We start from the raw sequence: 8,319 nt of genomic DNA on the forward strand, positions 1-8,319 counted from the left end.
GGTTCCGGTTACCGCCAAATCCCGCTTACACGGCGTTATATGCCGAAACACTCCGCCGCATCCGGTAACAGGAATGCGCGGTAGAGTGCACCCATTCCGTTTACGACAAGACAAGCTCCATGGCTCACCCGATTCTCTTTGCTGCGCTGCTCGCGGGCGCAATGTCCCTGCTGGCGGCCCGTTCGGCGATGGCTCATGTGGATGTGGGCGTGCAGATCGGCGCGCCGGTCTATGCGGCGCCGGCCCCGGTCTATGTGGCACCCCCGCCGCACGTGGTGTATGCGCCGCGCCATCACGGCTGGCATGGCGACCGTTATTGGGATGGCCGTCGCTGGTATGGCCGCCATGAGTGGCGCGGCCGCCATCACCACTATCATCGGCATCATCACTATCGCCACCACGGCCATGGGCATCGCGGTCATCACGGCCATCGCGGTCATCACGGCCACTGATCGCCGCACCGGCTGAGGCGCCGGCCCGCACCACCGCCCGGCCCGGCGTTCAGCGCAGCAGCACCAGCCGCGGCACCGCGTCCGCGCCGCTCCAGACCACCGCGTTCTGTTCGTATTTCTCGCCGAGTGCCCGTGCATCCGCCAGCGACAGCCCCGGCACCAGGAAGCTCGGCTCGGCCGGCCAGCCGTTGCGTGGATGCTCGCCGGCGGCTTCGATTGCGCGCAATCCCATCCTTGCCAAGTCTTGCGCCAGCGCTTGCTGGCGCTTTGCGTTGGCGTCGTCGTCGCAGCGCAGGCTGAACGGGTTGGCGGCGGTAATGAAGGCGCTCGCTGCCACGCCCAGCGCGCGGTGCAGCGCCGCCAGCGGGGCGCTGGGTTGGTCTATCCGCAATACCATCGGCTGGTCGCCCAGCACGCGGTAGTGCGTCTCGCGATAGGCCTGCAGCGTGGCGTCGTCGATGGCGCTGGCCATGTTATTCGCCGTACTGCCGCAACCCCTCCAGGTCCAGCACCTCGATCACCCCGTAGTCCACCCGCACCAGGCCCTGCTGTTCCAGCACCTTGAGCGCCTGGTTGGCGCGCTGGCGCGAGATGCCAGCGAGCAGGCCGATCTCTTCCTGCGAGATCTCCAGCGTCTTGCCGATCCCCGGATACAGGTGCTCATTGAACAGCGACGACACAGCGCGCGCCACGCGCGAATCGATGTCGAGCAGCCGCTCATATTCCACCGCCGCGATGAACTGTCCCAGGCGTTCGTTGAACTGGGTCAGCAGGAAGCGCGTGAACGGCAGGCTCGTATCCAGCAACCACAGAAAAGTGTCGCGCGGCAGGAAGGCGATGGTCGAGCGGCGCAGCGCCATCACGTCGTACTTGCGGATTTCCGACTTGAGCACCGCGCCTTCGCCGAACCAGCCGCCGGTGGGCACGCCGGTGAAGGTGACCGACTTGCCCGAGGGCGACACCGTGGTGATCTTGACGATGCCTTCGAGCACGCCCATCCAGTGCTCGGCCATGTCACCCTTGTGACAGACGTAGTCGCCCTGGGTGTACTCGTGCACGAACATGGCGCGGCGCACGCGCTCGCGCTGCTCGGGGCTCAGGTCTGCTGCCCACACGCAGCGGTCGACGAAATCGTTCAGCATGGCCTGGAATTGCTCCGGTAGGGATTAACCCGGAATTGTCACCGGCGTGACAACCGGGGTTGTTGGCATGGGCTATCGTACGATCACAACGGAACCGCGGGTGCCACCAGCGGCACGCCGGGGAAAGGCGAAAACGCTTTCCCGGCGGCCTGATGCAAGGCACACCGGGCTTGATGCCAGGCGGCGGATGCTGCCGGGCAGAGCAAGCCAAGTATAACGACCGGACCGGCGCTTGACACCGGGCGTGGATCCCCACGCCGGAGGGACAGGAGACAGCGATGCAGGAATCGTCGGCGACGACCTTCCCGCGATGGCTGCTGGCGCACGCCCAGCAGCGGCCGGATCATCCGGCTCACCGCGAGAAGGATCTCGGCATCTGGCAGACATACAGCTGGGCCCAGGCGGCGCAGCAGGTGAGGGCACTGGCTTGCGGGCTGGCCGCGCTCGGTTTCAGGCGCGGCATGAACCTGGCGGTGGTGGGCGACAACCGCCCGCGGCTGTACTGGGCCATGACCGCGGCGCAGGCGCTGGGCGGCGTGCCGGTGCCGCTGTACCAGGACGCCATCGCCAACGAGATGGTCTACGTGCTCAACGATGCGGAGATCGAGTTCGCCATCGTCGAGGACCAGGAGCAGGTCGACAAGCTACTGGAAGTGGAAGCGCAGCTGGCCGAGTCCGGCCGCGCCGTGCGCCACGTCATCTTTGAAGACCCGCGCGGCCTGATGGACTACGACCACCCGTCGCTGATGTCTTATGAACGGCTGCAGGAACTGGGCCGCGAGTTCGACCAGGCGCATCCGGGCTTCTATGACGAGGCCATCGCCGCCGGCCAGCCCGACGACACCGCGATCATCCTCTATACCTCCGGCACTACCGGCAAGCCCAAGGGCGTGTGCCATTCGCACTACGGCCTGATCGGCGCGGCGCGCAACGGCTGCGCCTTCGACAAGCTCAGCGCGGACGACGACGTGCTGTCCTCCCTGCCGATGGCATGGGTGGGCGACAACCTGTTCTCGTACGCGCAGGCGATGGTGGCGGGATTCACGGTGAACTGCCCGGAATCGCGCGAAACGGTGATGACCGACCTGCGCGAGATCGGCCCCACTTACTACTTTGCGCCGCCGCGCATCTATGAAGGCCTGCTGACGCAGGTGATGATCCGCATGGAGGATGCGGGCTGGATCAAGCGCAAGCTGTTTCACTGGGCCATGGATGTGGCGAAGCGCTGCGGCACCGATATCCTTGACGGCCAGCCGGTATCGCTCGCGGACCGCGCGCGCTACGCCTTGGGCGAGGCGCTGGTGTACGGTCCGCTGCGCAATGTGCTGGGCATGAGCCGCATCCGCGTGGGCTATACCGCGGGCGAGGCGATCGGCCCGGACCTGTTCCGCTTCTACCGCTCGATCGGCGTGAACCTGAAGCAGTTCTACGGCCAGACCGAGACCTGCGCCTATGTGTGCCTGCAGCCTGACGGCAAGGTCAAGTTCGATTCAGTCGGCCCGGCGGCGCCGGGCATGGAAATCCGCATCGCCGACAACGGCGAGGTGCTGGTGCGCGGCGTGGGCCTGCTCAAGTCCTACTACAAGCGCGACGACGCCACGCGCGAGGCCATCAACGACGAGGGCTACTTCATGACCGGCGACGCCGGCGTGATCGACGCCGACGGCCACCTGAAGATCATCGACCGCGCCAAGGACGTGGGCAAGCTGGCCGATGGCTCGATGTTCGCGCCCAAGTACATCGAGAACAAGCTCAAGTTCTTCCCGTACATCAAGGAAGCGGTGGCCTTCGGCAGCGACCGCGACCAGGTCTGCGCCTTTATCAATATCGACTTCGAGGCCGTGGGCAACTGGGCCGAGCGCCGCCACCTGCCGTACGCCGGCTATGTCGACCTGGCCGCGCAGCCCGAGGTGCTGGAAATGATCGGCGAGTGCGTGAACCAGGTGAATGCCGACCTGGCCAACGACCCGATGCTGGCCGGATCGCAGGTGGCACGCTTCCTGGTCCTGCACAAGGAACTGGATCCGGACGACGACGAGCTCACGCGCACGCGCAAGGTGCGCCGCGGCTTTATCGCCGACAAATACGGCGTGCTGGTGGAGGCGCTCTATGCGGGCAAGTCCGAGCAGTTCATCGAGACGCGCGTCAAGTTTGAAGACGGACGCGAGGGCAGCGTGTCGGCCACGCTGAAGCTGGTCAATGCGAAGCGCCTGCCTGTGGCGGCGCGCGCGGCATGAGCGAGGGCAGCAAGATGACGCAAGTAGCCTGGCAAGGCGCGGGGCAGCGCGAATGGGCGGGGACGGCACGCACGGATGCCAGCGGTGCCGGCAGCGGCGGCGCGATCGCGCCCATGGGGCCGATGTCTCCTGCGGAACTGACGGATGACAGCGGTGCGCATCCCGGCACGCAGCGCGCGCAGCGCACCGGCGAGCAGGCGCGCACCGGCGGCGAGGTGATCCTGGACCTGCAGCATATCTCGCTGTCATTCGGCGGGGTCAAGGCGCTGACCGATATCTCGTTCGATGTGTGCGAGCACGAGGTGCGCGCCATCATCGGCCCCAACGGCGCCGGCAAGAGTTCGATGCTCAACGTGATCAACGGCGTCTACCACCCGCAGCAGGGACGCATCGTGTTCCGCGGCGAGGAGCGCAAGCAGATGCACCCGACCGCCGCGGCGCGCCAGGGCATTGCGCGCACCTTCCAGAACATCGCGCTGTTCAAGGGCATGACGGTGCTGGACAACATCATGACCGGGCGCAACACGCAGTTCCGCACCGGGCTGTTCGCCCACGCGCTGTGGTGGGGCCCGGCGCGCAACGAAGAGATGCGCCATCGCCAGAAGGTCGAAGAAGTGATCGACTTCCTCGAGATCCAGTCGATCCGCAAGACCCCGGTGGGGCGCCTGCCGTATGGCCTGCAGAAGCGCGTGGAGCTGGCGCGCGCACTCGCGGCCGAGCCCTCGATGCTGCTGCTGGACGAGCCCATGGCCGGCATGAACGTGGAAGAGAAGCAGGACATGTGCCGCTTCATCCTGGACGTGAACCGGCAGTTCGGCACCACCATCGTGCTGATCGAGCACGACATGGGCGTGGTGATGGACATCTCCGACCGCGTGGTGGTGCTCGACTACGGCAAGAAGATCGGCGACGGCACGCCGGAAGAGGTCAAGGGCAACCCTGACGTGATCAAGGCGTACCTGGGCACTTCGCACTGAGGCTCTGAACCATGACGTTCTTCTTTGAAATCCTGATCGGCGGCTTGCTCTCTGGCCTGATGTACTCGCTGGTGGCGCTGGGCTTCGTGCTGATCTACAAGGCCTCGGGCGTGTTCAACTTTGCCCAGGGCGCGATGGTCTACTTCGCCGCGCTGGCGGTGGTGGGGCTGATGGACAAGGGCCTGCCGATGTGGGCAGCGGTGATCGGCGCCTTCGTGGTGATGATCCTGGTCGGCATGAGCACCGAGCGCTTCGTGCTGCGCAAGCTGGTCAACCAGCCGCCGATCACGCTGTTCATGGCGACCATCGGGCTGTCGTTCTTCCTTGAAGGCCTGGGGCCGCTGCTGTTCGGCAATGAAGTGCGCCCGATCAACCTGGGCATCGTCGACGAGCCGATCGAGTCGATCATGACCAACTTCAATATCGTGCTGTCCAAGTTCGATATTGCGGCGGCGGCCATTGCCGGCGTGCTGGTTGGATCGCTGGCGCTGTTCTTCCAGTACACCAAGGTCGGCCGCGCGCTGCGCGCGGTCGCTGACGACCACCAGGCGGCGCTGTCGCTGGGCATCCCGCTGCAGAACATCTGGGCCATCGTATGGGGCGTGGCGGGTTTCGTCGCACTGGTAGCCGGCATGCTGTGGGGCTCGCGCAATGGCGTGCAGTTCGCGCTCACGCTGACCGCGCTCAAGGCGCTGCCGGTGCTGATCCTGGGCGGCTTCACCTCGGTGCCCGGCGCCATCGTCGGCGGGCTGATCATCGGCGCCTCGGAGAAGCTGGCCGAGATCTATATCCCGCCGGTGTTCCAGTCGATGTTCGGGGGCAACTTCGGCGGCATCGAAGGGTGGTTCCCGTATGTGTTTGCCTTGCTGTTTCTGCTGGTGCGGCCCGAGGGGCTGTTCGGCGAGAAACACATCGATCGCGTCTGACCGACTTCGCACAGGAGACTTACCATGTTTTATCGTGAAGCCGGCCAGTTCAAGACCAGCTACGTCGCCGACAGCCAGATCTTCCCCATCCGCCAGGACCGCATCGGCTTTGCCGTGCTGATGGCCGTGGCCTTCGTGGCGATCCCGTTCGTCGGGTCGGAATACTGGTTCTCGGCCATCCTGATCCCGTTCCTGATTTTTTCGCTGGCGGCGCTGGGGCTGAATATCCTGACCGGCTATGCCGGCCAGCTGTCGCTCGGCACCGCGGCCTTCATGGCGGTGGGTGCCTACGCGGCCTACAACTTCCAGTTGCGCATCGAAGGCATCCCGGTGTTGCTGTCATTCCTGCTGGCAGGGCTGTCGGCGGCGCTGGTAGGGGTGGCCTTCGGCCTGCCGTCGCTGCGCATCAAGGGCTTCTACCTCGCGGTGGCGACGCTGGCGGCGCAGTTCTTCGTGGTGTGGGCGCTGACCAAGTTCCCCTGGTTCTCCAACAACAGCTCGTCGGGCGTGATCACGGCGCAGCGGCTGGACCTGTTCGGCGTCGCCATCGACACCCCGGTGAAGAAGTACCTGTTCGTGCTGGCCATCGTCACGGTGCTGGCGCTGGCGGCCAAGAACCTGGTGCGCTCGGCCACCGGGCGTGCGTGGATGTCGGTGCGCGACATGGACGTGGCGGCCGAGGTGATCGGCATCCCGCTGATGCGCACCAAGCTGCTGGCGTTCGCGGTCAGCTCGTTCTACTGCGGCGTGGCCGGCGCGCTCTACGCGTTCTGCTACCTGGGCTCGGTCGAGCCAGACGGCTTCTCGCTGGACCTGTCGTTCCGCGTGCTGTTCATGATCATCATCGGCGGCGTGGGCAGCATCCTGGGCTCGTTCCTGGGCGCGGCCTTCATCCTGCTGCTGCCGATCTTCCTGGACAACGTGCTGCCGCCGCTGGCCGCGCTGCTGCACCTGCCGTTCACCAATGCCACCGTGTCGCACATCCAGCTGATGGTGTTCGGCGGGCTGATCATCTTCTTCCTGATCGTGGAGCCGCACGGGCTGGCGCGGCTGTGGCAGATCGCCAAGGAGAAGCTGAGGCTGTGGCCGTTCCCTCATTGACGGGAGGGGTGCCTGTATTACCGCAGTTCCTGTGTGAAGTTCTGAAGCTTACGCATAACGAAACGCTCCCTTGAGGGCGATGGAGACTGTCATGACCAACCTGATTCGCAATGTGCAACGCGCCGCCCTGGTGGTCAGCGCCGCGGCGGCACTGCTGGCGCCGGCGGCGCCGGCCATGGCGCAGAGCAACGAGCAGTTCGTGGCGCTGCCAAGCTACCGCGTGGGGCCGTATGGCGCCAACGGCCAGTCCTGGTATGGCGGCTTCATCGACTACCTCAACTACGTCAACCTGAAGGAAGGCGGGGTCAATGGCGTCAAGCTGTCGTGGGAAGAGTGCGAAACCGAGTACAACAACGCCAAGGGCGTGGAGTGCTATGAACGCCTGAAGTCCAAGAACGCCACCACCAAGGGCACGGCCTACCACGCCATGTCCACCGGCATCTCGTACGCGCTGGTCGACAAGACCGCCGCCGACAAGGTGCCGCTGGTGATGATGGGCTACGGCCGCACCGACGCGGTGGATGGCTCGGTGTTCCCGTACGCGTTCCCGCTGGTGACCACGTACCAGATGCAGGTCTCGGCCATCGTCAAGTACCTGGCCTCGAAGAACGGCGGTTCGCTGGCCGGCAAGAAGATCGTCTACCTGTATCACGACTCGGCCTATGGCAAGGAGCCGATCGTGGCGCTGCAGGCCGAGGCCAAGCTGGGCAAGTTCAACCTGGTGGAGATCCCGGTGGCGCACCCCGGCAACGAGCAGGGCGCGCAGTGGCTGAAGATCCGCCAGGAGAACCCCGACTACGTGATCTTCTGGGGCTGGGGCGTGATGAACCAGACCGCGCTGAAGGCCGCGCAGAAGGTGGGCTTTGCGCGCGACAAGATAATCGGCTCGTGGTGGGCCGGCTCGGAAGAAGACACGGTGCCGGCGGGTGATGCCTCCAAGGGCTATATGAGCGCCACCTGGAACGTGGCCGGCCGCAACGTGCCGCTGATCGCCGATATCGAGAAGGTGGTCTACGGTGGCGGCAAGGGCAATATGCAGGACAAGAACAAGGTGGGTTCGGTGCTGTACAACCGCGGCGTTTCGGCGGCAGTGGTGACGGTGGAAGCGGTGCGCGTGGCGCAGGCCAAGTTCGGCAAGGGCAAGCCCATGACCGGCGAGCAGATGCGCTGGGCCTTCGAGAACCTGAACCTGACCAACGCGCGCCTGCAGCAACTGGGCGCAACCGGCCTGCTGCCCGAGATCAAGACCAGCTGCGACAACCACGAGGGCTCGGGCAAGGTGAAGATCCAGCAGTGGGATGGCACCAAGTGGGTGGTAGTGTCGGACTGGATCGAGGGCAACAAGAGCCTGATCCACCCGCTGTTCAAGGCCACGGCGGCGCAGTACGCGAAGGAGAAGGGGATTACGCCGGCTTGTTCGAAGTCCTGAGGCCGCCCGAATCCCGACTGGGTTCTCCCCCCCCCCCCCCCCCGGGGGGGGGGGG

Annotated in this window: 8 protein-coding genes; 6 read left to right on the forward strand and 2 right to left on the reverse strand. The window is 65.5% G+C overall.

Features of this window, described 5'->3' with window-relative positions; all coding sequences use genetic code 11:
• The first annotated feature begins 119 nt into the window (after positions 1–119).
• Entirely contained in the window at positions 120–452 is a 333-nt protein-coding gene (locus CF68_RS14250; protein WP_084187236.1) for a hypothetical protein, read from the forward strand.
• Between the two features lie 49 nt (positions 453–501).
• Here CF68_RS14250 and CF68_RS14255 read toward each other — a convergent pair whose 3' ends face one another.
• Together CF68_RS14255 and CF68_RS14260 are read right to left on the reverse strand one after the other, a co-directional pair.
• Positions 502–924: a DUF3293 domain-containing protein gene (locus CF68_RS14255; protein ID WP_035819815.1), complete on the reverse strand. Its 423-nt coding sequence runs from the start codon at positions 922–924 to the stop codon at positions 502–504.
• Between the two features lies 1 nt (position 925).
• A complete protein-coding gene (locus tag CF68_RS14260) occupies positions 926–1,594 on the reverse strand; it encodes a Crp/Fnr family transcriptional regulator (protein ID WP_010814879.1) in 669 nt (222 codons plus the stop codon).
• Between the two features lie 278 nt (positions 1,595–1,872).
• On the opposite strand from CF68_RS14260, the gene CF68_RS14265 reads away from it, so the two are divergent.
• From CF68_RS14265 to CF68_RS14285, 5 genes are all read left to right on the forward strand, one after another.
• Positions 1,873–3,831 carry a long-chain fatty acid--CoA ligase gene (locus CF68_RS14265; protein ID WP_035819817.1) on the forward strand — a complete coding sequence of 653 codons (1,959 nt, stop codon included), beginning with the start codon at positions 1,873–1,875 and terminating at the stop codon, positions 3,829–3,831.
• A gap of 14 nt (positions 3,832–3,845) precedes the next feature.
• Positions 3,846–4,808: an ABC transporter ATP-binding protein gene (locus CF68_RS14270; RefSeq protein WP_035819874.1), complete on the forward strand. Its 963-nt coding sequence runs from the start codon at positions 3,846–3,848 to the stop codon at positions 4,806–4,808.
• Positions 4,809–4,819: 11 nt separating this feature from the next.
• Complete coding sequence (locus CF68_RS14275) at positions 4,820–5,734, forward strand: branched-chain amino acid ABC transporter permease (protein ID WP_035819819.1); 915 nt, start codon at positions 4,820–4,822, stop codon at positions 5,732–5,734.
• 24 nt (positions 5,735–5,758) lie between these two features.
• On the forward strand, positions 5,759–6,835 hold the full coding sequence (locus CF68_RS14280; protein ID WP_035819821.1) for a branched-chain amino acid ABC transporter permease: 1,077 nt from the start codon (positions 5,759–5,761) through the stop codon (positions 6,833–6,835).
• A gap of 91 nt (positions 6,836–6,926) precedes the next feature.
• Positions 6,927–8,264, forward strand: a complete 1,338-nt coding sequence (locus CF68_RS14285; RefSeq protein WP_035819823.1) for an ABC transporter substrate-binding protein — start codon at positions 6,927–6,929, stop codon at positions 8,262–8,264.
• Positions 8,265–8,319 lie beyond the last annotated feature (55 nt).

It is taken from the genome of Cupriavidus sp. SK-4 (genome assembly GCF_000611125.1).
Taxonomy (GTDB): Bacteria; Pseudomonadota; Gammaproteobacteria; order Burkholderiales; family Burkholderiaceae; genus Cupriavidus; species Cupriavidus necator.

Bases quoted from the DNA above. Each gene is read 5' to 3' on its own strand.
- CF68_RS14255 (WP_035819815.1), bottom strand. From the start codon at position 924: ATGGCCAGCGCCATCGACGACGCCACGCTGCAGGCCTATCGCGAGACG.
- CF68_RS14275 (WP_035819819.1), top strand. From the start codon at position 4,820: ATGACGTTCTTCTTTGAAATCCTGATCGGCGGCTTGCTCTCTGGCCTG.
- CF68_RS14270 (WP_035819874.1), top strand. From the start codon at position 3,846: ATGACGCAAGTAGCCTGGCAAGGCGCGGGGCAGCGCGAATGGGCGGGG.
- CF68_RS14285 (WP_035819823.1), top strand. From the start codon at position 6,927: ATGACCAACCTGATTCGCAATGTGCAACGCGCCGCCCTGGTGGTCAGC.
- CF68_RS14260 (WP_010814879.1), bottom strand. From the start codon at position 1,594: ATGCTGAACGATTTCGTCGACCGCTGCGTGTGGGCAGCAGACCTGAGC.
- CF68_RS14265 (WP_035819817.1), top strand. From the start codon at position 1,873: ATGCAGGAATCGTCGGCGACGACCTTCCCGCGATGGCTGCTGGCGCAC.
- CF68_RS14280 (WP_035819821.1), top strand. From the start codon at position 5,759: ATGTTTTATCGTGAAGCCGGCCAGTTCAAGACCAGCTACGTCGCCGAC.
- CF68_RS14250 (WP_084187236.1), top strand. From the start codon at position 120: ATGGCTCACCCGATTCTCTTTGCTGCGCTGCTCGCGGGCGCAATGTCC.